Source organism: Pseudogemmobacter sp. W21_MBD1_M6, assembly GCF_052119585.1.
GTDB lineage: Bacteria > Pseudomonadota > Alphaproteobacteria > Rhodobacterales > Rhodobacteraceae > JBGQOJ01.
The window spans coordinates 63,480-85,386 of record NZ_JBGQOJ010000002.1 but is presented as its reverse complement, the minus strand read 5'-3'; the positions used below and the strand labels follow the sequence as shown (position 1 = coordinate 85,386).

Genomic DNA, 21,907 nt, shown 5'->3' with positions numbered 1-21,907 from the left:
TCAAACCCGGAACAGGCCGCGGCTTCCGAACAGGGCGGAAACCTCTTGGTCCGGCATGTCGTGATAGGCCGTCAGCCGATCGACCTTTTCGGTGGTGCCAAAGATAAACGGGGTGCGCATGTGCAGATGTGTGGGTGCGCGGGTCAGGAGCCGCTCGCTGCCATCGGTTGCGCGGCCACCGGCCTGTTCGACCAGCAGGGCAATCGGCGCACATTCGTAAAGCAGGCGCAGCCGCCCCTGCCCGTAGCCTTTCCTGTCGTCGGCGGGATACAGAAAGATGCCGCCCCGCATCAGGATCCGGTGGGTTTCGGCCACCAAAGAGGCCACCCAGCGCATGTTGAAATTCTTGGCGCGCGGCCCGGTATCGCCCGCAAGGCAATCGTCGATATAGGCGCGGACCGGCTTTGACCAATGTCGGTAGTTCGACGCATTGATCGCGAATTCGGTCGAGGCATTCGGGATCATCACGCGGTCGTTCACCAACACGAACGCTCCGCTGTCGGGGTCCAGCACATAGTGCTGCACCCCGTCGCCAAAGGTGACAATCAACGCCGTCTGTGGCCCGTAGACGACATAGCCGCCGCCCAGTTGTTGTGTCCCCGGCTGAAGAAATGTCGCATCGCCATCGTCCTGCGCCGCGACGAAGGAAAAGATCGTGCCGATCGACACGTTCACGTCGATGTTCGATGACCCGTCCAGCGGGTCGGTTGCCAGCCCGATCGTTCCGTCCGCATCAATTGCGATGACGCCTTCGCGTTCCTCTGACGCGAACCAGCGGACACCGGTTCCGCGCAGCGCGTCTGCCATCGCCTCGTCCGCAATGATATCAAGCGCCTTTTGCCCGTCGCCGTCGGTATTACTGCCAACTTCGACACCCAACGCGCCGGAAAGAGGCCCCCGGGCGATGGTTCGCGACAACTGCGCCGCGACACCGCATATGGCGATCATTGGCTTTTGCAGCGCCTCGGGTATTCTGTCACATGCGATGATGTCGACATTGGGTGTCATCGTGGCCTCCCCTCCCCGATTACAATTCCCTTTCATATTCGCATTATTGAATTATAATAAAATTTGAAGTTTTCTAATTCATGTTCAGGAAAATTTAATGAAGCGGCTGAACGCACTTACATTCAAACAGTTACGGACACTGGAGGCGGTCGAAACAACCGGGTCTTTGACCGGCGCCGCCGAGTTGATGGGCCTGACCACCCCTGCCGTCCACAGCCAGATGAAAACGCTCGAGGATAATTTCGGCTGTCCGATGATCCTTCGGGCCGGGTCGCGGCAGTTTTGCCTGACGCCGCAGGGGGTCGCCTTGCTGGCGGCGCACCGCAAATGCGTCGCGGCCCTGCATGGCGCGGTGCGCCAGATCGAGGCGCTGAGCAAGGGGCTGTCGGGCACCATGGTTCTGGGGGTTGTCAGCACCGGCAAATATTTTGCGCCACAACTGGTCGCCACCCTGAACAAGGCCTACCCCAATATCGAAGTCATCCTGAAGATCGGAAACCGGACCGAGATCATCGCCGCCCTGACCGACAACACCATTGATCTGGCGATCATGGGCCGCCCGCCGCGCGAACCTGTCGTCACCGCGACGGTCATCGGGGATCATCCGCATGCGTTGATCGTGTCACCCGGCCACAGGCTGGCAACGGCAGACGGGATCGGCCCGCAGGACATCCTGCAAGAAACCATCATCCTGCGCGAGGAAGGATCGGGAACCCGTATCCTGACCACCCGGTTTCTGGACCGCATCGGCCAGGGTCAGGGCTATTCCAGCATTGTCATGGGGTCGAACGAGACGATCAAACAGGCGGTGATTGCAGGTCTTGGCATCGCGATCATCTCTCGTCACACCGTGACCGAAGAAATCCACAGCGGTCGGCTGGTCGAGGTCCGAACGCCCGAGCTTCCGATTCTGCGGACATGGTTCCTGATCCATCCGGCCGCGACCGAATTGAGCGGCGCGACGCAGGTCATCATGGATTTCATCAATTCCGCCAAAGGGTCGTTTCTGCCGAACTAGCCCACCCATAGGGGTGTCGCCGCGGGGCGGCGGGTGCCGTCTATCTGTTGTCCTCCAGGATCATCGCCGCGGCCTTTTCGGCGATCATCATGGTCGGGGAATTGGTGTTCCCCGAGGTGATCGTCGGCATGACCGAGGCATCGGCAACCCGCAGGCCTTCGATGCCGAACACCCGCAATCGCGCATCGACAACCGCCATCGGGTCGGTCGAAAGCCCCATTCTGGCCGTGCCGACGGGATGGAAAATCGTCGTTCCCAGATCGCCGGCGGCCCGCACAAGCGCCTCTTCGGTATTGTCCACCGCTGCCCCGGGCAGGAATTCCTGTGGCGCGTAGGGCCGCAACGCCGCCGCCCCCGCGATGCGCCGCGCCATTCGGATAGAGCGGGCGGCAATCTCGCGGTCGCGGGCCGCCGACAGATAGTTCGGGGCGATGATCGGGGCGGCGTCTGCCGCGCGTGCCGATATCGCGATATGCCCACGGCTTTCGGGGCGCAGGTTGCACACGCTGGTGGTGATCGCCGGGAACCGGTGCAGCGGTTCGCCGAATTTGCCCAGCGACAAGGGCTGCACGTGGAATTCAAGATCAGCGCGGTCGACATCCTTGCCCGACCGCGTGAACAGCCCCAGTTGCGAGGGGGCCATCGTCAGCGGCCCGCGCCGGTTGATCGCATAGTCCAGCCCCATCATCGCACGGCGCAGCGGATTCGCGTATGTCTCGTTCAGGGTACGGATGCCGCTGACCTTGTAGATCAGGCGCAGTTGCAGGTGGTCCTGAAGGTTCGCGCCGACGCCGGGCCGGTCAAGCACGACGGGAATGCCAAGGTCGGACAGCGCCTTGCCGCCCCCGATGCCGGACCGCTGCAACACCTGAACCGACCCGATCGCGCCCGAGGTCAGAATGATCTCTTTGCGCGCGGTCGCCGTACGCCTTGTGCCGTTCTGGACCCATTCGATCCGGCGCGCGCGGGTGCCGTCCAGCCCGATCCGGTCCACCAGACAGCCGGTTTCCAGCATCAGGTTCTTGCGGTGCAGCACAGGTTTCAGAAACCCCCGCGCCGCCGACCAGCGGGTGCCCCTTTTCTGGTTCACCTGAAAATAGCCCGACCCCTCGTTGTCACCCAGATTGAAATCGTCGATCTTGGCGATACCGCATTCCTCGGCCGCGTCGCGGTAACGGTCCAGCACCTCCCAGTGGATGCGCGGTTCTTCGACCCGCCATTCGCCGCCCCGACCGTGCAGCGCGCTGTCCCCCCCGAAGTGATCCTCGTGCGATTTGAAGACCGGCAGCACATCGTCCCAGCCCCATCCCGTCAGGCCAAGCTGGCGCCAATGGTCATAGTCCTGCGCCTGCCCCCGCATATAGATCATACCGTTGATCGCAGAACAGCCGCCGATCACCTTGCCACGCGGATAGTTCAGGCTGCGACCGTTCAATCCCGCCTCCGGCGCGGTTGTGAAACACCAGTCCGCGCGGGGGTTCCCGATGGCGAACAGATAACCGGCGGGGATATGGAACCAGATCCAGTCGTCCTTTTTTCCCGCCTCCAGCACCAGAACGCGGGTTGCGGGATCGGCGGACAGGCGGTTGGCAAGAACCGATCCGGCAGAGCCCGCGCCGACGATGATGTAGTCATAAGTGGTCTCTGCCGGAAAGTCTGTCACGCGCCTGCCCTTTTGATTTCATTCGCCAATCCATGGCGTTGCGACCCAGAGTGATGGCCCGACCGACTGTTGTCAAAGGATACCGCCCCGATCCGCGCCAGACCCCCGCATGGGCGCACCGGTTATCTCGGCTTGCCCGCACCCCGGCCCCGCTCGATTGGCGTATTTGTGCCCATCACAGGCGCCGAAAGGCGAAGTTTCGCCATAAGGAAATCTAAACCTTTGCGACAACGATCTTTTGCCGTTACCCATGGTCTCAGGAAAACGGTCAACCAAGAGCCGTTGAACAGAGGGCCTGCCGACGCGCAGGCAAACGAAGCAGGGTTAATACCACCCGATATATTTGTGCCACTCGGTTTTCGGGTCGGAAAACCGCAACAAAATCTCGCGCGAGGAATGCAGTCATTTGTCAGGACGTCCACATCCCATCTGCCCCTGCAAGGGCACAGCCTGTTCGGCCATCCCGCCGCTTTTTTCCCTTAATCTTGCCATGCCGCAGGCCAATTCACCTGCGACACTTGCGCGATCAGGCCAATATGAGGTTGGACAAATGACACTTGGAATGACGTTTTGACCGGAGTATTCCGGGCCGCCTGTGGCGCGGCGCTTACCCTTGCATCAATACTGGCCCCTGCCCCTGTGGTTGCCGCGAACAGCACCAATGCATTTCTTGTGGCGCAATACCCCGTCACGGCACCGCCGGGTTCGAAGGGGCTATGCGCCAACTATGCATGGGCCTGCGCATCGGACCGGGCCGCATCACCGTCCGGTCCGGCGGATCTGGCGCTGGCCCGATCGGTCAATTCCAGCGTCAACCGGAAGACCCGCCAGATCGAGGATCAGCAACAATACGGGCAGGCAGAGCGTTGGGCCCTGCCGACCACACGAGGGGGCGACTGCGAGGATATCGTCCTTCTCAAGAAAATGAAGCTGATGCAGGCGGGGGTGGCGTCCTCGAATTTGTTGATCGCGACGGTCCTTGACCGCAAGAACAGCAGTCACGCGGTTCTGGTCATGCGAACGGACCGTGGTGATCTGGTGCTGGACAGCCTGAACAGCCGGATCGTTCACTGGACCGACACAGGATATACCTTTTTGAAAATGCAGAATCCCGCCTCGCTGGGATCATGGTATGCTGTGCTGGCCGGGCATATGCTGAAAGACCGCCCCACCGCCTCGCGGTAAAGGCCCTGTAGCCGGACGCATTCCGGCCCGACACGAAAAGGGCGCCGATCGGCGCCCTTTGTTTTTGTGTTGCAGGTTTCCTGACGGGATCAAGCCGGACGGCCTGCGCGCTAGGATGGCACCTGCTCGTCATCGTCATCCGAGTGATGCCCCCGGTCATCGCCCCTGCGCCCATGGCGACGACCGCCTTCATCATGATCGTCGTCGTCATAGTTCCCGGCATGATGGCCATTGTCGTCGTCGCCATTGCCGCCATGGTGGCCGCCGCCGTTATGGCCGCCTCCGCCGCCGTTTTCACCACCACCGCCGTTATGGCCGCCGCCACCGCCGTTATGGCCGCCGCCGCCGCCGTTATGGCCGCCACCGCCGCCGTTATGGCCGCCGCCGCCGCCGTTATGGCCACCGCCACCGCCGTTATGGCCGCCACCGCCGCCGTTATGGCCGCCGCCACCGCCGTTTTCACCACCGCCGTTTTCACCGCCGCCGTTCTCACCGCCGCCGTTCTCACCGCCGCCATTATCCGTCGGTGGTGGCGTATTCGGATCAGATGTCGCGTCGTCGCCTTCTTCACTTCCGCCGCCCTCGCCGACAGTCTCGGGCACCACAGAGGCTGTTGGCGCCTCGGCCAGAATCAACGCTTGTGCGGGACAGGCTTCCAGCATCTGGTTGATGATGTTTTGAAAATCGGGCCGACGCTGAATACGTCTCAGGACATTTGGCGGAATCGTTTCCGGCAGGCACACGTTATATTGCTCTGCCGATGCCAATGTCGGCACGCCGCCCGCCAAAACCGCGAAACCGGAAACGGCGACGGTCATCTTGAGAAATTTTGAATAGGACATTTCTGTCTCCCTTTGAAAAATTCAGTGTGCCCGGGAATGCCTGTTTCTGCCTCGCGACACTGGAAGGATCTGGAATGCCCCCCTCGTTCTTGTTGGTCTTCAGACTAAATTCCGGGATACCCACAAGGCGATCAGAACAGATCCGCCTCTTGCACTGGTCAACGCAACATCGCCAGATCCCCGCAGCGCGCGGTGTATCTGGCGCTGGCTGCAAAAACGTCCAGAACGCCGTTCCGCTGAAACGCGGACACCTGCTATCCCGGGGCCCCTCGAGATGCCCAAGAAATTGCGGCATCCCGTTTGCATCGGGGCATCGTCGATGTTTTGCAGAAAGGCGGAAATGCCTTTGCCTGCGGCAGCGATAAATTCACTCGACTCGAAAGATCACCAGATCAAATAATCGCTTCATCAATATACCATAATCCTACCACATTTTCGCCACAAATGAAGGCCCAGAGGTCCAATGAAATATTGGACCAAAGGTCTAATAAGACATTTGGGGGTCTAAGCCTTTAGGATCGGAATACCGCCCTATGCGCCCGACCCGGCGGACCGGATCGGCGCGACCGACAACCGCTAGGCGTCGATAAATCCGCGCAGAGTTGCGCGAACGCCTTTGGTCCAAAGGCTGTCCAATTGCCGCGAGAACGCGTCTATCAACTGCGGGTTCCCGCCAAGATCGCCAAACACCGCCTCCAGCCGCAGAAAGGCCTCTGGTTGTGCGCGGGCCGCAAGGGCTGCTGTTGCCAATTCCCCGGCCATGGCATCCTCGACCTTGATCGGCGCGCCCTCTTCGGTTGTGGCGGCGCAATAGCGGCACCACAGCGCCAGTTCCAGCGCCAGCCCCTCGATCGGGCCGCCCGCCTCGAGTGCCGCGCGCAACGTGGCCAGAATAAACTTTGGCTGGCGGTTGGATCCGTCCAGACAAAGGCGCGGAATGGTGTCACCGACCGCCGCGTTCGAGAACCGCGCCGCAGCCGTGTTCAGATATGTGACGAAATCCACGCCCCTGATCGGCGACAGGGTCGGAATCACCTCGCGGTGCTCCAGCGCCATCAACCAGTCGGAAATATCGGTGTCGGCCATTGCGTCATGCACAAAATGGATACCCAAAAGCCCCGCAGGATAGGCGATGGCCGCATGACCGCCGTTCAGGATGCGCAGCTTCATCAGTTCGTAAGGGGTGACGTCCTTGACGAATTCCACCCCCACCCTTTCCAGCGCGGGGCGACCCGTGGGAAAGTCATCTTCCAGCACCCATTGGTGGAAGGGTTCGCAGACCACGGGGGCGGCGTCCTGGATTCCGAACAGGTCAGCAACCTTTTGCCGTTCCAGATCGGTGGTCGCGGGCGTGATACAATCGACCATGCCGTTCGGAAAGGCGACGTTTTGCGTCACCCAAGTGCCCAGATCATCGGACATCAGCCGGGCCAGACCGCGCACCGCCTGCCCGGCCACATGGCCGTTCTCTGGCAGGTTATCGCAGGACATGACCGTGAACGGCGCCACACCCGCCGCGCGACGCTGTTGCAGACCGGCCAGCAGGATGCCGAACACGGTTTGCGGGGCACCTGGATGCGCGGCATCGTAAAGAATATCGGGGTGCTTTGCATCAAAGCCGCCAGTCATGGCGTCGACGAAATAGCCACCCTCGGTGATGGTCAGCGACACGATGCGGATCGCAGGATCGGCAAGCGCCTTTATCAGAGGCTCCGGTCCGATCTCCAGAAAGTCGATCATCGCGCCGGTCACGCGCGCCGTCAGGCCGGTCGGGTCCAGTTCGACCACGGTGTTCAGCCAGTCCTGCGCCTTCAGCTTGTCGCGCATGGCGGCATCGAACGGCTTGATCCCTGCGCCGATGATGGCCCAGTCGTGGTCCGCGCCCGTCTCGAACAGGCGGTCAAGATAGTAGACCTGATGCGCGCGGTGAAAGTTGCCGACACCGATATGGATGATGCCGGCGCTTAGACCGCTGCGGTCATAGGACGGGACGGAAACACCCGCGGGAAGTTTGTCCAGCGTGTCTTTGTTCAGTTCAAGTGCCATCAACTCATCCAGTTTCCGCCGTCGACGTTATACGTCTGGGCCACGATGTAATCGGCTTCGGAGGTGGCCAGAAAGATGGCCATTCCCGCCAGATCCTGCGCGGTGCCCATCCGCCCGAAGGGAACGGCGGCACCGACGGTCTTTTTCTTTTCGCCGGGCTTCAGCCCCTCGTATTTCGCGAACAGCGCATCGACGTGATCCCAGTGATCGCCGTCCACCACGCCGGGGGCGATGGCGTTGACGTTGATCCCGTGGCGGATCAGGTTCAGGCCCGCGCTTTGCGTCAGGCTGATCACGGCGGCCTTTGTGGCGCAGTAAACGCCCACGACCGCCTCGCCCCGGCGCCCTGCCTGACTGGCCATGTTGATGATCTTGCCGCCCTGCCCGCGTGCGATCATCGCCTTGGCCACGGCCTGCATGGTGAACAGCGTGCCTGCCACGTTGACGGCAAACAGCGTGTCATAGCTGGCGCGGGTGATGTCGGTGATCGGGGCCAGATCGAACAGCGCCGCGTTGTTCACCAGAATGTCGATGCCGCCGGTTTCGGCGACACAGGCGGCAACACAGGCGTCGATGCTGGCCTGATCGGTCACGTCGAGTTGCACGGCGTAGGCCGCCGCGCCGATCTGGCACGCGGTTTGCTGCGCCGCGTCAAGGTTGATGTCGGCGATGGCCACGCGCGCGCCCTCGCGCACATAGGCCTCTGCAAAGCCACGCCCGATGCCGCGCGCGGACCCCGTGATCAGGGCCGATTTTCCGGCAAGACGGCTCATGCGATCCGAAGCCCCTGCGCGTCAAAGCGGTGCAGCTTTTCCATATCGGGGCTAAGATAGATCGTATCGCCATGCCGCGCGCTGATCTCGCCGCCTGCGCGAACGGTGATCACATCGTCAAGTCCGGTGTCATGCACATGCAGGAACGTGTCAGAGCCAAGATGTTCAGAGACGCCAACGCGCCCCTTCCACAGACCTTCGGTATGGGACACCAGCAGGTGTTCGGGGCGGATGCCGATGGTGGTGGCATCATGCTTTGCCGCCTCGGGGCCGCTGATCAGGTTCATCTTGGGCGACCCGATAAAGCCCGCGACAAAGACGTTCTTGGGGGCTTTATACAGCTCCAGCGGCGATCCGACCTGCTCGATCCGTCCCGCATGCAGCACGACGATCTTGTCGGCCATGGTCATCGCCTCGACCTGATCGTGCGTCACATAGACCATGGTGGTTTTCAGCGTGTTGTGCAGCTCGCTGATTTCCAGCCGCATGTTCACCCGCAAGGCGGCATCAAGGTTCGACAAGGGTTCGTCGAACAGGAACGCCGCAGGTTCGCGGACAATGGCACGGCCAATGGCCACGCGCTGGCGCTGGCCACCGGACAGTTGCCCGGGGCGCCGGTCCAGATAGTCGGTCAGGTTCAGAACCTTCGCCGCGGCATTGACCTTGGCATCCTGCGCGGCCTTGTCCAGCCCCGCCATCCGCAGCGGAAAGGCGATATTCTTGCGCACGGTCATGTGCGGATACAAAGCGTAGGACTGGAACACCATCGCCAGGCCGCGTTTGGCGGGCGGTACTTCGGTCGCGTTGCGCCCGTCGATCCTTATGTCACCGCTGGTCACGTCCTCAAGCCCGGCAATCAGCCGCAAAAGCGTGGATTTACCGCAGCCCGAGGGGCCGACAAACACCACAAATTCGCCTTCGTTGATTTCCAGATCAAGGGGCGGAATGACCTCGACTTCGCCGAACCGCTTGGTGATCTGATTAAGAGAAATATGTCCCATAAGGTTCGTTCCTATTTCACTGCGCCAAAGGTCAGGCCGCGTACAAGTTGTTTCTGGCTGAACCAGCCAAGGATCAGGATCGGGGCAATCGCCATCGTGCTGGCCGCGCTGAGTTTCGCGTAAAACAGCCCCTCAGGCGAGGAATAGCTGGCGATAAAGGCGGTCAGCGGTGCGGCTTTTGCCGCCGTCAGGTTCAGCGTCCAGAACGCCTCGTTCCAGGCAAGGATGATGTTCAAAAGCATGGTCGATGCGATACCGGGAACCGCCATGGGCGTCAGCACATACAGGATCTCGGCGCGCAGGCTTGCGCCGTCCATCCGGGCCGCCTCGAGGATTTCGCCGGGGATTTCCTTGAAGTAGGTATAAAGCATCCAGACGATGATCGGCAGGTTGATCAGGGTCATCACCATGACCAGACCCGTGCGCGTGTCCAAAAGACCGGTGTCGCGGAACAACAGGTAGATCGGGATCAGAACGCCCACCGGCGGCAGCATCTTGGTCGACAGCATCCACATCAGGATGTCCTTGGTCCGCTTGCCCGGCACAAAGGCCATCGACCATGCGGCAGGCACCGCGATGATCAGACCCAGCACCGTGGAGCCAACAGAAATCACAACCGAATTCCAGAAGTGCAGGAAGTAGTTCGACCGTTCAAGCACCTCGGTGTAGTTCTCGGTCGTCCAGTTGAACCAGACAAAGGACGGGGGAGAGGCGATTGCCTCTGCCTCGGATTTGAAGCTGGTCAACACGGTCCAGAGGATCGGAAAGAAGATCAGGAAACCGATGGACCATGCCGCGACGGTCACGACCGATTTGCGGGTGGTGGATACAGCGCGTGCCATGTCAGTTCTCCAGGTTCTTGCCGATCATCCGCATCAGGAAGATCGCAACAATATTGGCTAGGATGATCGCCACGACACCGCCCGCAGACCCGCCGCCCACGTCGTATTGCAGCAAGGACTGCGCGTAGATCAGGTAGGTCAGGTTGGTCGAGGCCGTGCCGGGGCCGCCGTTCGTCGTCACCAGAATTTCCGCGAACACAGACAGCAGGAAAATGGTCTGGATCAGGATCACCACGGTGATGGCGCGGCTGAGATGCGGCAGCATGATGTGGATAAAGCGGTTGATCGGCCCCGCCCCGTCCATCTCTGCCGCGTCCAGTTGCTCGCGGTCCAGCGATTGCAGCGCGGTCAGCAGGATCAGCGTGGCAAAGGGCAGCCACTGCCATGCGACGATCAGGATGATCGAGGCCAGCGGCGCCTGGCTGAGGAATTCGAATGGTTGCAGGCCAAGCGCCTTGGCAATATAGGCGAAAAGCCCGTTCACCGGATTCATGAACATGTTCTTCCAGACCAGCGCCGACACGGTCGGCATGACAAAGAACGGTGCAATCACCAGAACACGGACAATCCCCTGCCCCCAGAACGGCTGATCCAGCAAAAGACCCAGCAATATGCCCCCGGTGATGGTGATCACCAGAACACCGCCCACAAGGGCAAGCGTGTTCCAGAGCGCATCAAAGAAGGCGGGATCGGTCAGGAAGTATTTGTAGTTGGAAAACCCAGCAAAGGTTTCCATTCCCGGCATCAACAGGTTGTAGCGCAGGAACGAGAAATACAGTGTCATCGCCAGAGGAACAATCATCCATGCCAAAAGCAACAGAACGGCGGGCGAAATCATAAGACGCGCGGCAGCGCGCGAGTGTTGCGTGGCCATCGGACGGATCCTTAGCTGGGGCGGGTGAATAAAAAGAAGGGATGCGGGGCTGACTGTTCACACCAGCCCCGCAAGGGAGGACCGTTTACTTGATGTAACCGGCCTTTGTCATCTCGCGAACGGCCAGAGCCTGAGCATTCGCAAGTGCGTCATCGACGCTTGTCGTGCCTGCCAGCGCGGCAGAGAACTGCTGGCCGACCGAGGTTGCAATGCCCTGGAATTCCGGGATCGCCACGAACTGCACGCCAACATAGGGCACAGGGTTGACCGTCGGGTTCGTCGGGTCAGCCGAGTTGATGCTGTCGAGGGTCATCTTCGCAAAAGGCACCTTCTGGTACTCGGGGTTCTCGTACAGAGAGGTCCGTGTGCCCGGAGGAACGTTTGCCCAGCCTTCATTCGCAGCGACAAGCGCCAGATAGTCTTTCGACGTTGCCCATTCTACGAATTTCTTGGCGGAGTCAGCCTTCTGGGTGCCTGCCGGAATGGCCAGCGACCATGCCCAGAGCCAGTTGCCGCGCTTGCCCAGACCATTGTCGGGCGCCAGTGCGTAACCGACCTGATCGGCGACGGTGCTGTCCTTGGGGTTGCTGACGAAAGACGCCGCAACAGTCGCGTCGATCCACATCCCGCATTTGCCGGTCTGGAACAGCGACAGGTTCTCGTTGAAGCCGTTGTTGGCCGCACCCGGAGGGCCCGCGTCGTTCATCAGGTTGACGTAAAAGTTGAGTGTCTCTTTCCACTCGGGGCCGTCGAACTGAGGCTTCCACTCCATGTCGAACCAGCTTGCGCCGAACGAGTTTGCCGTGGCGGTCAGGAACGCCATGTTCTCGCCCCAGCCAGCCTTGCCGCGCAGGCAGATGCCATACACTTCGTTGGCTTTATCGGTCATCTTGCGGGCTGCGTCCGCAATGAAGGTCCAGGTTGGCGCGTCAGGCATTTCCAACCCGGCTTTTTCCATCAGGTCCTTGCGATACATGACCATCGAGGATTCGCCGTAGAAGGGCGACGCGTACAGCTCTCCGTCGACGGTCAGGCCGCCACGGATCGCGGGCAGCAGATCGTCGACGTCATAGGATGCGGGCAGATCGTTCAGCGAGACCAGCCAGCCCTGCTTGCCCCAGATCGGAACCTCGTAGGTGCCGATGGTCATCACGTCATACTGGCCGCCCTTGGTGGCCACATCCGTGGTGACGCGCTGGCGCAGGACGTTTTCTTCCAGGGTGACCCACTCGACGTCGATGCCGGGGTTCTTTGCCGTGAAGTCATCCGTCAGCTTTTGCATGCGGATCATGTCGCCGTTGTTCACGGTCGCGATTGTCAGGGTCTCTGCGAAGCCACCGGTGGCCAGCAGGGACAACGCTGTAGCGCCCAAAAGGGCGCGCATTGAAGTTTTCATTCGTTCCTCCCATTTTCCCGATGTGAGCATATGCCTATCGGTTGGGCAAATATTCATTCAACTGGAGATTCGAGTCAACCGCGATTCTTTTCCTGCGCAAAAATTCACGAAACGGGCAGGAAAACCGGCTATTCAGAAGGCAATTCAACACGCGGGATCAAAGCAAAGGACGCCCGCTCCACGCGAAACCGATGGCGCGCGTTCCGCGCGACGGCTTTTATCTCGCGCCCTTCGGGCGCTCGGTGTGCCTGCGGCGCGGATATTTGAACCAAAAAGAACGGGTTGGTTTGTTCGTGGCGACGCGGCACACAATCAGCACAGGCCGCAGTTTGCACGCGCCGCAGTAAGCAAGGGCGCAGCGTCAGGAGGCGAGAACCAGTTCCGCTGTTGCCTCGTTGGTGATCAGGGCGTTGATCAGCCCGCCCCGCAACGCACCGAGCATGGCGGGGGCCTTGTCGGCGCCGGAAGCGACCCCCACGACGGGTTTTTGCCCGCCCAGAATCAGGGGCGCACTGGCCACAAGCCGGTTGACACCACCGACGAGCACATGGCCTTCGCGGTCGAAAACCCAACTGGTGATCTCGCCTATTGCGCCGGTCTCTTTCAGGGCGACAGCCTCTTGCGCGCTCATGAAACCGTCCACAACCAGCGGTGCGGTCTGGTTGATCTGCCCGATCCCGACAAAGGTGACATCGGCCTGCCGGCAGAGTTCCAATGTGTTGTGCACCGGTTCCTGGCTGTGCAGGATCTGCAGTTCTTCCTCGGAGCGGGCAAGAACCGGCAGCGGCATCGGATAGTGCCGCGCGTTCACCCGCTCGGCCATGCGGATCACAACGTTATAGGGGGTCGCCGACCCATCCGACATCATGTTGCCCAAGAGCGAGACAATCCGGTGTTGCGGACAGTTCATCTGCGGCAATTGCTCGACGCAGGTCCGCAGGGCGCGACCGGTGCCAAGGGCGATGATCACCGGATCGGGGGATTTCAGGTATCGTTCCATCTCGGCGGCGGCGGCGATGGCCACGCCGGTCAGCAGGCTGGGGGCGGCCGGGTCGCTGGGGACAATCTCGCAGAATTTCAGGTCAAAGCGCTGTTTCAGCTCGGCGCCCAGTTCCATGCAGCGCGCGATGGGATGGTCAAGGCGCACCTTTATCAGGCGTTCGCTGACCGCAAGTGAGACCAGTCGCTGCGCGGACTGGCGGGACACACCCAGCTTGCGCGCGATCTCGTCCTGGGTGTTTCCGGCCACATAATACAGCCAACCGGCCCGGGCCGCATCATCCAGCCTTGCGTCGGCGCTGCTTAGCTTGCCATTCATTCGGTCGCCCCCGGCCCTACTGTGATCTGATGTTTGCTATCACCTGTTCGAAATCTTCCCAACCCGAAAAAACCGGTGCCGGGGTATCGCGCGCCAATACGTCCGGATCGACGGCACATAAATGCGCCCCCCCGACGTAGCGCAGAACCGGCATTCCCGCCGCCAGTCCTGCTGTGACGCCGATCAGGCTGTCCTCGATCACCAGACACCGATGCGGGGCGCAGCCCATCCGGTCGGCGGCGTGCAGGAACAGGTCGGGGGCGGGTTTTCCACGGGCAACTTCGGATGCGGTGAACACATGTGGTCCGAAATAGGTGGCCAGACCGGTGATCGCAAGGGACCGGGCCGCGCGGGGGGGGCTGCTGCTGGTGGCGACGCATTTCGGCGTGTCGAGCGCGGCCAGAACCTGCGCCACCCCGCGGGTCGGGCGCAACCGGGTCGAGAACGCGTCCAGCAGTTCGGCCCGGTAGTTCAATTCGAAATCCGGTGGCAGCGTCGCCTTCAACTGGTCGCGGATAATCTGGGCCACGACCGGAAAGCTGCGGCCGACAAAGTTGCTGGTGAAATAGGCAAAATCGACGATGATCCCCAGCCGTTCCAACGCGCCGATCAGCACGGTGGCGCTGATGACCTCGCTGTCGATCAGCACGCCGTCACAGTCGAAAATGATAAGGTCGATGTCTTTCAAGGTGGGGCCTCTTGTCGGGATGTTCCGATCGCATAACAGCTTTGATCGGCACTAGCCTCTGAAAAATCCTGCCTTGAAGGGCAAGGTCACCTGCGCGCCGGCGTCCGATGTCAGGATCAACCGGCGGTCCCGGATCGAGATATCCGCAACATGCGCCCAGTTGGCAGGGCGCGGAATGCATCCGGTGGCGTGGTGCACGATATGGGTGGTCAGGCTGCCCAGACGCAGGGCGCTGCGAACGCCGGACTTTGCGACGCTGTTGGGGCCTTGCGCGGCGCGGTGGCCTTCGGCGCCTGCCGTGCAGCCGTCCTCGATGCCCAGAACGCCGATGTGCCGCCCGTTCCACGGCGCGAATTGGCGCCCGCCGTTCGAATACCAAAGCATGGTCACCGGCAGGACGGCGGGGTCCTTCAGGACAAAGACGATGTCATCTTCGGCCTCACGCACGACGGCGGTCCAGCCCAGCGGGGCCGAGCCAGCCTCGACCAGAGTGATGAAGTCATCGTTTCCCTTGCCCACCGGGTAATCATGCAGGTCCACGGGGCCACCCGGGCCGGGAAAGGACGATAAATCAGTGGATTGCGCGGGATACTTCAACCAGTTTCGCCCCGCGACCGGCATCTCTCCCGTGGTCAGCGCAAGCCGCTTGGCCGAGAACGACAACCGTCCCGCCCCCGCCATTTGAACCATCGGATGATGCGCCACGGTCAGCCCGTCGGCGCCGTCGCTGATGGTGTGGGTCTGATAAAGGATCGGCACGCCCGCCTCGACGCGGACCTCCTTGGTGACGCGGGCCCCCATCACGGGGCGGCCCAGCGTCATTCGAGCCATGGCAAAATGGCTATTCTGCACGATCTCGTCCACCTCCCACGGGCCATTCGCCGTCCAGCCATGGATCGGGTTGGTTTCCACATCGCTATGGGCGAAGGGGGCGCAAAAGAAATCGCCGGACAGCCTGCGTTCGACAATCGGGATCGTTTCATCCGCCAGAATCGCAGGGTCATCCACCCAGGGGGCGGTGTGCAATGGGCTTAAGTCCCTGTCGCCCGCCCGAAAGATCAGGCTGCGGATGTTGCCGATCTTTGGATCAAGGTGCACCCGTGCACCGGTCACCGAAAGGGTCAGGAATTCGGACACATGCGGGCTCCGTCTTATGCCAAAGGGACGCAGATCGCGCCGCCGTCCCTTTGGTATGATCGGTTTCGGAAGGTTATGGAAAATAAACGTTGGAAATTAAGTGTTTCCCAAAAACGCTATTCTTCCTCGTCGCCAAGGCGGTCATCGCCGGTTTCGGCTCCGTCACGGCCACGGAACCCGCGGGCCACCACGAATTTTTCAGAACTGTCGGACCGGCTTGCCGGGGGTTTCACATGGGCGACGGTTTTGAAGTTCTGCTTCAGCAGCTTTTGCAGATCCCCCTCTGCCCCGCCTGCCAGAACCTTGGCCACAAAGGTGCCGCCCGGTTCCAGAACATCGAACGCGAACAGCGCCGCCGCCTCGCACAGCGCCATGATGCGGTTGTGGTCGGTCTGCTTGTGCCCCGAGGCAGAGGCCGCCATGTCGGACAGCACCACATGGGCGGTGCCGTTCAGCCAGGCCTTGACCTTCAGGTCGGCGTCATCCTCCAGAAAGTCCAGAACGTGGATCTCGCAGCCCGCGATCGGATCGACCTCTTGCAGGTCGACCCCCAGTATGCGGCCGATCTTCTTGCCTTGCTTCTCGCCAAGGGCGTTCACCCGCTTGGCCGCCACCTGACACCAGCCCCCCGGCGCACAGCCAAGGTCAACCACCCGCGCACCCGGCACAAGAAAGCGATATTTATCGTCCAGTTCCAGTATCTTATAGGCTGCACGCCCGCGATACCCGTCCTTTTGGGCCTTCACCACATAGGGGTCGTTCAACTGGCGTTCCAGCCAAAGGGTCGAGGACAGCTTGCGCCCGCGGGCGGTTTTCACCTTGACCCGCAGCTCTCGCTGGCCACGTCCGCTGTTTTTCTTTTCCGTCATCAGTAAGGTCCGTCTTTCAATACGCCATCCGCGCTCATTTGCGCGTATAGCAGGCCTTCGCGCAAACCGCGATCCGCAACCGACAATCTGTCGGTCGGCCAGCTGCGTAACAGGGCCTGCAGGATTGCAGCCCCCGACATGATCAGCGCCTGACGGTCCCGCCCGATGCGTGGATCGGCGCGGCGGCCTTCGGGGCCAAGGTTCAGATACTCGCGGATCACAAGGTCGATCTCGTCGCTTGTCATCCGCAATCCGTCCACTTTGGTCCGGTCATAGCGCTTTAGCCCAAGGAACGAGGCCGCAACGGTGGTCACCGTGCCGCTGGTCCCGATGATCTGGAACCCCTCGCGCACCTGATCCGCGCCATAGGGCGAAAAATTCACCAGATTTTCCTCGAAGAACCAGCTCATCAGGGCGAACCGGGCACCGTCATCGTCCACATCGTCGAACTGGTCGCGCAGAGTGGCCACGCCCAGGGGCACGGAAATCCAGTCGACCACGCGGGCCACGGGGTATGTCGCGCCCTCGTTCTTGAAACCGGTGTGCAGGCGCATGATCGCCTTGGAGCGGTCAGCGGGTGGCACATCGGACAGGTCGATCCAGACCAGTTCGGTTGATCCGCCGCCGATATCCACCACCAGCAATTGCTCTGTCTTGGCGCTGACAAGCGGGGCGCAGCTGATCACGGCCAGACGGGCCTCTTCCTCGGTCTTGATGATTTCCAGCGCCAGCCCGGTCTCGCGCTTGACCAGGCGGATGAAATCGCGGGCGTTGACCGCACGGCGGCACGCCTCTGTGGCGACCAGCCGCATCCGCTGGACCTTGTGTTTCTGCAACTTGCGCTGACAGATCCGCAACGCCTGAACCGTGCGGTTCATCGACGACCGGCTTAGCCTGCCGGACGCCTCCAGCCCCATGCCCAATTGCACGGATTTAGAGAAACTGTCGATCACGCTGATCTGATTGCCACGGGGTTCGGCAATCAGCATGCGACAGCTATTTGTACCCAGATCCAGCGCGGCATATAGCTGCGGCAAATCCGGGGTCGACGGCGCGGATGGCTCGACCTTGATCGGGAACGCGTCCGCACCATTCGGACGCTTGGGCGTCATCGTTACGCCCTCCAACTTGAGTTACCCCCAAGGTAGTCGCGAACCACGCCCCGCGCAAGGCGCAGACACAGCATCATCCCCTCTGCCCGCCGATTTCATAACAGTGATGAATACTTTTCAACCCAGCCGGACTGGCCCCTTTGCCCGCTTCAAAATAAAAGGACCCCACCACAGGTCGCGGAATGCGTCCCCGATGTCGAAAAACGACCCAGCGTCGCGAAACGCACCCATTACACAGGGTCAACAACAGATAGGAATCACCCGATGCCCGAGGTCACCATCGTCTACTGGCGGGATATCCCGGCGCAGGTCATCGTCGGCAAGGGCCGTCGCGCATCGAAGGTGCAACTCTCAGAGCGTTTTGAACAAGCCATCGACCGTTGCGCCATGAAAACCGGCGCGGCTGGCACCGACGCGTATCTTGCCGACTGGCGCAAGGCAGAGCCGTTCACGGTCGAGGGCGAGCAGGACGACGTAGCCGCATCCGAGGCCGCGCGCCTCGAGGCGGAATTCGACAAGGACCGCATCATCGCGCTGATCGCCAGCGACGGATGGGTCAAGGCTTAACCGGCATGACGCCCAGATCTGTATTGGAGGCCACCATGGCACTGCTGAATTTCCGCAAGAAGCAAGAAACCTTCGGCTCCTCCGCTCAGGTCGAGGCGTTTCTGGATGGCTATTCCATAGAGGTGATGCCGCGCACCGCCGAAAAGGTCGAGGATTTCCGCGCCCTTTTGCCTGCGGGCACCCGCGTCTACATCGCCCATATCGACGGCACCCCGATCGAGGACATGGTCGCCACCGCCGCGCGTCTGGCGGCAGATGGCTATAACGTCATGCCACATTTTCCCGCCCGCATCATCAAGGACAAGACGATGCTGGCCGACTGGATCGCCCGCTATCAGGGCGAGGCGAACGTGCGTCAGGCGCTGTTGCTGGCCGGTGGCGTATCGCAGCCGCACGGCGATTTCCATTCGTCGATGCAACTGATGGAAACGGGGCTGTTCGACAAGGCCGGTTTCACCCGTCTGCACGTCGCGGGCCACCCCGAGGGCAACCGCGACATCGACACCGATGGCACGGACAGGAATGTCATGGACGCCCTGCGCTGGAAGCAGAAGTTCAACGAGACAACCGGCGCCGAAATGGCGCTGGCCACGCAGTTCGCCTTCGAGGCGAAGCCGATCATCGCCTGGGCCAACGCGCTGAAGGATGCGGGGATCACCATTCCGATCCACATCGGCATCGCGGGTCCGGCCAAGCTGCAAACGCTGATCAAATTCGCCATTGCCTGCGGTGTCGGCCCCTCGCTGAAGGTGCTGCAAAAACGCGCGATGGATGTGACCAAGCTGCTGCTGCCCTACGAGCCGACGGATATCATCAACGAACTGGCCGCCTACAAGGCCGCCCATCCCGACTTCAACATCGAGCGGGTGCATTTCTTCCCGCTTGGCGGTATCAAGACCAACGCCCAATGGGCGATCGACCACGGCGGGGCCACTGCCGCGCCTGCTGACCAGTCCTGAAGGAACACCCATGACCCGCACTGTTATCGAATCCAAGACCAAGACCGTTGTCATCGGCTTTGACGAACCATTCTGCGTGATCGGAGAGCGTATCAACCCCACCGGCCGCAAGGCGCTGGCGCGCGAGCTGGAGGCGGGCGATTTTTCCACCGTTGAAAAGGACGCGCTGGAGCAGGTCGCATGCGGCGCGATGATCCTCGATGTGAATGCGGGCGTGGTTTACAATTCGAACCCGAACCCGAACCTGACCGAACCACCGCTGATGACCAGCATGATCCGGCTGATTCAGGCGCTGGTCGATGTGCCACTGTGCATCGACAGCTCTGTTCCCGCCGCCCTGGAGGCGGGCCTTGCCGCCGCCGAAGGCCGCCCGCTGCTGAACTCTGTCACCGGCGAGGAGGACCGGCTGGAACTGATCCTGCCGCTGGTCAAGAAATACAACGTGCCGGTCGTGGCGATTTCCAACGACGACACCGGCATTTCGATGGACCCAGACGTGCGTTTTGCCGTCGCCAAAAAGATCGTTCAGCGCGCCGCCGATTTCGGCATTCCCGCCCATGACATCGTGGTTGACCCGTTGGTCATGCCCGTGGGCGCCTTGGGCGATGCAGGCCGTCAGGTCTTTACCCTTGTGCACCGCCTGCGCACAGAGCTGGGCGTGAATACCACCTGCGGCGCATCCAACATCTCGTTCGGCCTGCCCCAGCGGCACGGTATCAACTCTGCCTTCCTGCCGATGGCGATTGCCGCCGGTATGACCAGCGCCATCATGAACCCCGTCCGCCCCGTCGAGATGGAAGCGATCCGCGCCGCCAACTTTTTGATGAACCACGACGCGAACGGGTCTGAATGGATCAAGTTCAGCCGCGTTCTGGATGCCGTCGCCGAAGGCATGCCCTTCCCCGAGGCGTCCAAGGCGCAGGCGTCCAGTTCTGGCCGCGCCGGTGGCCGGACCGGCGGACGCCGCGCACGCGGCTAGGCATGTTCCACAGACATCATAAAAGGGCCGGGCGTTCGCGTTCGGCCCTTTTGCCGTTCCGATGCCCGCAGACTTACGGATCGGCCTCGCCGAACGCAATCGTGCCCTCGACAATCCGTTCCACCATCGCGCACCCGTTTTCCGACTGCGCAAAATGGCGCCAGGCGGTCACACCGAACCGGATCGGTGCCAAGGACAGCATGGCCGCGTTCAGCTCTGACAGGAGTACGGGGTCCGGTCTGGGGTAATGGTCCAGCAATTGCCGGCGAACGTCGGGCTGCATCGAGGCAATCTGGAACGACGACGCGATATATTCCTGGGCGACAACCGTTTCCACGGTTCGGGGGCCAGCGGGTGAAAACACCGCATGGGTCATTTCATGCACGATCAGACTGTCGTAAAGCGCATCAAGAGGCAAAAGCGAATAGGCGCTGTGCGGTGTCAGGCTGGCGGCGGTTGCCTCCGGTCTCAGCACCTCGATGGTCAACTGCGCCGCATTGAAACAGGCCAGCGGATTGCCGTTCATGCCGATGATCCGCGGCACGACTTTGATCTGGATATCCCGTTCCAATCCGTAACCGCAAACTGCGGCCTGCGCGGTCGCCCGACGGGTCACAGCGCAAATGCGGGTTGCCAGCGCCTTGGTGTCGGCCTCGACGGTGATCCGCTCCGGCGGGCAGGGCCACACCTCTGCCCCCGCGACCGTTGGCGACAGACAGATCAACCCCGCCAGAATCGCCCCGCGCATCATGCCGCATCCCCCCCTGCTCTTTTGCCATCGCCAGCCCAGTCTAGCATCCATCGCTGCCCTGCCCCTTGTCCGCGCTCAAGACCGGAACAGATCACCGTGCGGTAATGCTTTGCCATTGCCCCCGATTGCGCCGCAGCGCAAAGTGCCGCCATGTCGCTGACCCCGCCCCCGCTTCGCTCCTCGCTTCGTCGCACGCTGATCCGGATCGGCGTCGTTCTGGCGCTTGGCTATGGCGCGCACCTGTTGATCGACTACGTGCAACAACACGAGTCCGCCCTCAGCCCCGATGCACAAGGACGCCTGATGCTGGGCCTGCTGGTCGCGACCCTGCTGGCCTATGCGCTATTGATCGCGATCCCGTTCGTGCCCGGAATCGAAATCGGGCTGACCCTGATCGTGATGCAGGGTGCCGCAGTGGTGCCGTATGTCTATATCGCCACGGTCACCGGGCTGTCGCTGGCGTTTCTGGCGGGGCGGTTCATCCCCTATGACTGGCTGCACCGCGTGTTTCTGGACCTGCGCATGACCCGCGCCTGCGCGATGATAGAGCGGATAAAACCGCTGTCCGGTCGCCGACGCCTTGCCCTCTTGCGCCAAAAGCTGCCGCGCCGTCTGGGGCATCTGGCGGTGCGGTTCCGCTATGTCGCCCTTGCCCTGCTGATCAACCTGCCCGGCTCTGCCCTGATCGGCGGAGGCGGCGGGATTGTGATGATGGCGGGGCTAAGCCGCCTGTTTACGATCCCCGCGACGCTTCTGACCATCGTGATCGCGGTCTCTCCGGTGCCGCTGATCGTGTGGATGTTCGGGATGGGGCCGATCAGCAGCTATATCGGCAAATGAATGGCGCTGATGCACAAGAATATGCCGTGCTGCGGCTTT

Annotated in this window: 22 protein-coding genes; 6 read left to right on the top strand and 16 right to left on the bottom strand. The window is 61.6% G+C overall.

Features of this window, described 5'->3' with window-relative positions:
• Positions 1-1,008 (bottom strand): class 1 fructose-bisphosphatase, encoded by a 1,008-nt coding sequence (locus ACEN2R_RS04555; protein ID WP_442039664.1) that lies wholly within the window; start codon positions 1,006-1,008, stop codon positions 1-3.
• 97 nt (positions 1,009-1,105) lie between these two features.
• Here ACEN2R_RS04555 and ACEN2R_RS04550 point away from each other — a divergent pair, with 97 nt between their 5' ends.
• Positions 1,106-2,026 (top strand): LysR family transcriptional regulator, encoded by a 921-nt coding sequence (locus tag ACEN2R_RS04550; RefSeq protein ID WP_442039662.1) that lies wholly within the window; start codon positions 1,106-1,108, stop codon positions 2,024-2,026.
• 40 nt (positions 2,027-2,066) lie between these two features.
• Here the strand turns inward: ACEN2R_RS04550 and ACEN2R_RS04545 are convergent, their stop codons facing one another.
• The gene (locus ACEN2R_RS04545) at positions 2,067-3,689 is read right to left on the bottom strand and encodes a GMC family oxidoreductase (RefSeq protein ID WP_442039660.1); all 1,623 of its coding nucleotides are present in this window, start codon (positions 3,687-3,689) and stop codon (positions 2,067-2,069) included.
• Between the two features lie 570 nt (positions 3,690-4,259).
• Here ACEN2R_RS04545 and ACEN2R_RS04540 point away from each other — a divergent pair.
• Positions 4,260-4,874 (top strand): transglutaminase-like cysteine peptidase, encoded by a 615-nt coding sequence (locus tag ACEN2R_RS04540; RefSeq protein WP_442039658.1) that lies wholly within the window; start codon positions 4,260-4,262, stop codon positions 4,872-4,874.
• A gap of 110 nt (positions 4,875-4,984) precedes the next feature.
• Here the strand turns inward: ACEN2R_RS04540 and ACEN2R_RS04535 are convergent, their stop codons facing one another.
• From ACEN2R_RS04535 to ACEN2R_RS04480, 12 genes are all read right to left on the bottom strand, one after another.
• Positions 4,985-5,716, bottom strand: coding sequence for a hypothetical protein (locus ACEN2R_RS04535; RefSeq protein WP_442039656.1), 732 nt, complete (start codon positions 5,714-5,716; stop codon positions 4,985-4,987).
• 576 nt (positions 5,717-6,292) lie between these two features.
• Positions 6,293-7,762 (bottom strand): mannitol dehydrogenase family protein, encoded by a 1,470-nt coding sequence (locus ACEN2R_RS04530; protein ID WP_442039654.1) that lies wholly within the window; start codon positions 7,760-7,762, stop codon positions 6,293-6,295.
• A complete protein-coding gene (locus tag ACEN2R_RS04525) occupies positions 7,762-8,535 on the bottom strand; it encodes an L-iditol 2-dehydrogenase (RefSeq protein WP_442039652.1) in 774 nt (257 codons plus the stop codon). Before ACEN2R_RS04525 ends, ACEN2R_RS04530 begins: the two co-directional genes overlap by 1 nt.
• Complete coding sequence (locus tag ACEN2R_RS04520; RefSeq protein ID WP_442039650.1) at positions 8,532-9,536, bottom strand: ABC transporter ATP-binding protein; 1,005 nt, start codon at positions 9,534-9,536, stop codon at positions 8,532-8,534. The genes ACEN2R_RS04525 and ACEN2R_RS04520 overlap by 4 nt, the downstream gene beginning before the upstream one ends.
• Positions 9,537-9,547: 11 nt before the next feature.
• Positions 9,548-10,378, bottom strand: coding sequence for a carbohydrate ABC transporter permease (locus tag ACEN2R_RS04515; protein WP_442039648.1), 831 nt, complete (start codon positions 10,376-10,378; stop codon positions 9,548-9,550).
• A gap of 1 nt (position 10,379) precedes the next feature.
• Entirely contained in the window at positions 10,380-11,252 is an 873-nt protein-coding gene (locus tag ACEN2R_RS04510; RefSeq protein WP_442039646.1) for a carbohydrate ABC transporter permease, read from the bottom strand.
• Positions 11,253-11,337: 85 nt separating this feature from the next.
• Positions 11,338-12,648: an ABC transporter substrate-binding protein gene (locus ACEN2R_RS04505; RefSeq protein ID WP_442039644.1), complete on the bottom strand. Its 1,311-nt coding sequence runs from the start codon at positions 12,646-12,648 to the stop codon at positions 11,338-11,340.
• 361 nt (positions 12,649-13,009) lie between these two features.
• Positions 13,010-13,966 (bottom strand): sugar-binding transcriptional regulator, encoded by a 957-nt coding sequence (locus ACEN2R_RS04500; RefSeq protein ID WP_442039643.1) that lies wholly within the window; start codon positions 13,964-13,966, stop codon positions 13,010-13,012.
• Positions 13,967-13,982: 16 nt separating this feature from the next.
• Positions 13,983-14,654, bottom strand: a complete 672-nt coding sequence (locus ACEN2R_RS04495; protein ID WP_442039641.1) for an HAD family hydrolase — start codon at positions 14,652-14,654, stop codon at positions 13,983-13,985.
• A 51-nt stretch (positions 14,655-14,705) separates the two neighbouring features.
• Complete coding sequence (locus tag ACEN2R_RS04490) at positions 14,706-15,791, bottom strand: hypothetical protein (protein WP_442039639.1); 1,086 nt, start codon at positions 15,789-15,791, stop codon at positions 14,706-14,708.
• A 116-nt stretch (positions 15,792-15,907) separates the two neighbouring features.
• On the bottom strand, positions 15,908-16,660 hold the full coding sequence (locus tag ACEN2R_RS04485; protein ID WP_442039637.1) for an RlmE family RNA methyltransferase: 753 nt from the start codon (positions 16,658-16,660) through the stop codon (positions 15,908-15,910).
• Complete coding sequence (locus ACEN2R_RS04480; protein WP_442039635.1) at positions 16,660-17,772, bottom strand: Ppx/GppA phosphatase family protein; 1,113 nt, start codon at positions 17,770-17,772, stop codon at positions 16,660-16,662. The genes ACEN2R_RS04485 and ACEN2R_RS04480 overlap by 1 nt, the downstream gene beginning before the upstream one ends.
• Before the next feature lie 264 nt (positions 17,773-18,036).
• On the opposite strand from ACEN2R_RS04480, the gene ACEN2R_RS04475 reads away from it, so the two are divergent.
• From ACEN2R_RS04475 to ACEN2R_RS04465, 3 genes are read left to right on the top strand one after another with little or no spacing between them, the layout of a single operon-like run.
• On the top strand, positions 18,037-18,339 hold the full coding sequence (locus tag ACEN2R_RS04475) for a virulence factor (protein WP_442039633.1): 303 nt from the start codon (positions 18,037-18,039) through the stop codon (positions 18,337-18,339).
• A 35-nt stretch (positions 18,340-18,374) separates the two neighbouring features.
• Entirely contained in the window at positions 18,375-19,298 is a 924-nt protein-coding gene (locus ACEN2R_RS04470; protein ID WP_442040017.1) for a methylenetetrahydrofolate reductase, read from the top strand.
• Positions 19,299-19,308: 10 nt separating this feature from the next.
• Positions 19,309-20,277 carry a methyltetrahydrofolate cobalamin methyltransferase gene (locus ACEN2R_RS04465; RefSeq protein WP_442039631.1) on the top strand — a complete coding sequence of 323 codons (969 nt, stop codon included), beginning with the start codon at positions 19,309-19,311 and terminating at the stop codon, positions 20,275-20,277.
• 73 nt (positions 20,278-20,350) lie between these two features.
• Here the strand turns inward: ACEN2R_RS04465 and ACEN2R_RS04460 are convergent, their stop codons facing one another.
• Positions 20,351-21,028, bottom strand: coding sequence for a DUF6639 family protein (locus tag ACEN2R_RS04460; RefSeq protein ID WP_442039629.1), 678 nt, complete (start codon positions 21,026-21,028; stop codon positions 20,351-20,353).
• Complete coding sequence (locus tag ACEN2R_RS04455; protein ID WP_442039627.1) at positions 21,025-21,180, bottom strand: hypothetical protein; 156 nt, start codon at positions 21,178-21,180, stop codon at positions 21,025-21,027. The genes ACEN2R_RS04460 and ACEN2R_RS04455 overlap by 4 nt, the downstream gene beginning before the upstream one ends.
• On the opposite strand from ACEN2R_RS04455, the gene ACEN2R_RS04450 reads away from it, so the two are divergent.
• Positions 21,179-21,868: a hypothetical protein gene (locus ACEN2R_RS04450; RefSeq protein WP_442039625.1), complete on the top strand. Its 690-nt coding sequence runs from the start codon at positions 21,179-21,181 to the stop codon at positions 21,866-21,868. The genes ACEN2R_RS04455 and ACEN2R_RS04450 overlap by 2 nt on opposite strands.
• Positions 21,869-21,907 lie beyond the last annotated feature (39 nt).

What these genes read in the sequence shown, in the direction of transcription:
- ACEN2R_RS04555 (WP_442039664.1), bottom strand. Translation starts at nt 1,008, where the DNA reads ATGACACCCAATGTCGACATCATCGCATGTGACAGAATACCCGAGGCG.
- ACEN2R_RS04550 (WP_442039662.1), top strand. Translation starts at nt 1,106, where the DNA reads ATGAAGCGGCTGAACGCACTTACATTCAAACAGTTACGGACACTGGAG.
- ACEN2R_RS04535 (WP_442039656.1), bottom strand. Translation starts at nt 5,716, where the DNA reads ATGTCCTATTCAAAATTTCTCAAGATGACCGTCGCCGTTTCCGGTTTC.
- ACEN2R_RS04530 (WP_442039654.1), bottom strand. Translation starts at nt 7,762, where the DNA reads ATGGCACTTGAACTGAACAAAGACACGCTGGACAAACTTCCCGCGGGT.
- ACEN2R_RS04525 (WP_442039652.1), bottom strand. Translation starts at nt 8,535, where the DNA reads ATGAGCCGTCTTGCCGGAAAATCGGCCCTGATCACGGGGTCCGCGCGC.
- ACEN2R_RS04520 (WP_442039650.1), bottom strand. Translation starts at nt 9,536, where the DNA reads ATGGGACATATTTCTCTTAATCAGATCACCAAGCGGTTCGGCGAAGTC.
- ACEN2R_RS04515 (WP_442039648.1), bottom strand. Translation starts at nt 10,378, where the DNA reads ATGGCACGCGCTGTATCCACCACCCGCAAATCGGTCGTGACCGTCGCG.
- ACEN2R_RS04510 (WP_442039646.1), bottom strand. Translation starts at nt 11,252, where the DNA reads ATGGCCACGCAACACTCGCGCGCTGCCGCGCGTCTTATGATTTCGCCC.
- ACEN2R_RS04505 (WP_442039644.1), bottom strand. Translation starts at nt 12,648, where the DNA reads ATGAAAACTTCAATGCGCGCCCTTTTGGGCGCTACAGCGTTGTCCCTG.
- ACEN2R_RS04500 (WP_442039643.1), bottom strand. Translation starts at nt 13,966, where the DNA reads ATGAATGGCAAGCTAAGCAGCGCCGACGCAAGGCTGGATGATGCGGCC.
- ACEN2R_RS04485 (WP_442039637.1), bottom strand. Translation starts at nt 16,660, where the DNA reads ATGACGGAAAAGAAAAACAGCGGACGTGGCCAGCGAGAGCTGCGGGTC.
- ACEN2R_RS04480 (WP_442039635.1), bottom strand. Translation starts at nt 17,772, where the DNA reads ATGACGCCCAAGCGTCCGAATGGTGCGGACGCGTTCCCGATCAAGGTC.
- ACEN2R_RS04475 (WP_442039633.1), top strand. Translation starts at nt 18,037, where the DNA reads ATGCCCGAGGTCACCATCGTCTACTGGCGGGATATCCCGGCGCAGGTC.
- ACEN2R_RS04470 (WP_442040017.1), top strand. Translation starts at nt 18,375, where the DNA reads ATGGCACTGCTGAATTTCCGCAAGAAGCAAGAAACCTTCGGCTCCTCC.
- ACEN2R_RS04465 (WP_442039631.1), top strand. Translation starts at nt 19,309, where the DNA reads ATGACCCGCACTGTTATCGAATCCAAGACCAAGACCGTTGTCATCGGC.
- ACEN2R_RS04460 (WP_442039629.1), bottom strand. Translation starts at nt 21,028, where the DNA reads ATGATGCGCGGGGCGATTCTGGCGGGGTTGATCTGTCTGTCGCCAACG.
- ACEN2R_RS04450 (WP_442039625.1), top strand. Translation starts at nt 21,179, where the DNA reads ATGTCGCTGACCCCGCCCCCGCTTCGCTCCTCGCTTCGTCGCACGCTG.
- ACEN2R_RS04455 (WP_442039627.1), bottom strand. Translation starts at nt 21,180, where the DNA reads ATGGCGGCACTTTGCGCTGCGGCGCAATCGGGGGCAATGGCAAAGCAT.